This is a genomic window from Mesorhizobium sp. M7A.F.Ca.MR.362.00.0.0, assembly GCF_004023175.1.
Classification (GTDB): Bacteria; Pseudomonadota; Alphaproteobacteria; order Rhizobiales; family Rhizobiaceae; genus Mesorhizobium.
The window spans coordinates 809-2,286 of record NZ_RZTF01000243.1 but is presented as its reverse complement, the minus strand read 5'-3'; the positions used below and the strand labels follow the sequence as shown (position 1 = coordinate 2,286).

General features: G+C 60.5%; 2 protein-coding genes and 1 pseudogene. All 3 read right to left on the bottom strand.

Annotation, left to right across the window (positions count from 1 at the left end):
• Positions 1–165 (bottom strand): type II 3-dehydroquinate dehydratase (locus EOC06_RS43445; RefSeq protein WP_245470026.1); only part of this gene is annotated, 165 nt, incomplete at its 3' end.
• A gap of 148 nt (positions 166–313) precedes the next feature.
• Positions 314–1,117 (bottom strand): DsbA family protein, encoded by an 804-nt coding sequence (locus tag EOC06_RS24735; protein WP_128309020.1) that lies wholly within the window; start codon positions 1,115–1,117, stop codon positions 314–316.
• Positions 1,118–1,178: 61 nt separating this feature from the next.
• Positions 1,179–1,478: pseudogene (locus tag EOC06_RS43440) on the bottom strand (M48 family peptidase); the annotation flags it as partial.

Sequence of the window (1,478 nt, the reverse complement as noted above, 5' to 3'; positions counted from 1 at the left end):
GCCCTCATGGTTCGACTGGCGGAAATCGATCTCGAACCCCAGCGCCGTGCCTGCCTGCTTGCAGTCGTCGGCGATCGCGGCAAGCGTCTTGCCGCCATAGATGCCCGGCTCGCGCTTGCCGAGCGCGTTGAGATTGGGACCGTTCAGGACGAAAACCGTTTTCAAAAAGCCGACCTTTCCCGGCGCCGTCATCAAGCCGGCGCGCTGGGCCCTCTATAATGGGCATAGCCGCCCGCGGAAAGAGCGCAAGTGCGTTCTTTCACTGTCCACAACAGGCCGAAATTTGCCCGTGAGAAATAGCTGGCGAGCAAGATCAGAGCGCGGCTTTCGCCGCCTCGATCTTTTCTGCCAGCACTTCCTGCCCGAGTGCTCCGAACACCACCTCGTTGCCGATGACATAGGACGGCGTTCCGGTGATCGCCAGCTTGTTGGCAAGATCGTAGGTCTTGGCGAGGGCCTCGTTGATTGTCGGGTCCCTCATCTTCTCGCGCAGCGCCGCTTCGTCGGCGCCGAGCGACAGAGCGATCTTGATTGCCGACGCCTCGGTGGCGCGTCCCTGGCCGCCGAGCAACGCATTGTGGAACTCGCCGTACTTTTCCGGGTGCATCAGGTGAAAGGCCATCGAGACCACGCTCGCCTTCTGCGATTCCGGTCCAAGGATGGGGAATTCCTTGAGCACGAAACGCAGGTCCGGATCGGTCTTGGTCAGCGCCTGCATGTCGTCCATGGCGCGTTTGCAGAAGCCGCAATTGTAGTCGTAGAACTCGACGATGGTGACCTTGCCGTTCGGATTGCCGACGACACCGTCGAAGGCGGAGTTGAAGATCTGGTCCTTGGCATTCTTGATCACGCCGAGATGAGCGATGCGCTGCTCTTCCTTCTGCTTGGCCTCAAGCGCGTCCTGGACCTCCAGGAGGACTTCCGGGTTTTTCAACAAATAGTCGCGGATGATGCCTTCGACCTCGGTGCGGTCGATCTTGGTATCGGCCGCCGCGGTCTCGACCGGCTGTGCGGTACCGGCCTTGGCGATCTGCGGGTTTCCGGCAACGAATCCGAAAGCCAGCATGGCCAGGGCGACCGCAACCCCCGTGGTGCCCAGCAGCAGTGCCTTTTTCATCGTTCCTGTTCCTTCTACCTGTTTTCCGGTCTGGCTATGTCGTGGCGCGCGGCCGGAAGGTTCACTTGATCTTGGTTGACGGCTTGTAGTTTATGATATCCTGGGCGCGAAGCCAGCGCGGCTCGCCGCGTTTCATCTGCTGCTGCGCCCGCATGGCGAAAATCTTCGCATCCTTGTAGTTGCCGGAATAGAAATGGCTTTCGGCGGTGGCAAGTTCGGCGCCCGGTATGTCACCCAACTCACCGTAGGCCTGTGCCAGATAGCGATACCCGGCTGAATTTTCCTTGTCGCGCCCGAGGCCGTTGTTGATCTGCACGACGGCTTTTTTGAGGGAGTCGGGCGTGCCGACGGCCATCAACGC

Bases quoted from the DNA above. Each gene is read 5' to 3' on its own strand.
- EOC06_RS24735 (WP_128309020.1), bottom strand. From the start codon at position 1,117: ATGAAAAAGGCACTGCTGCTGGGCACCACGGGGGTTGCGGTCGCCCTG.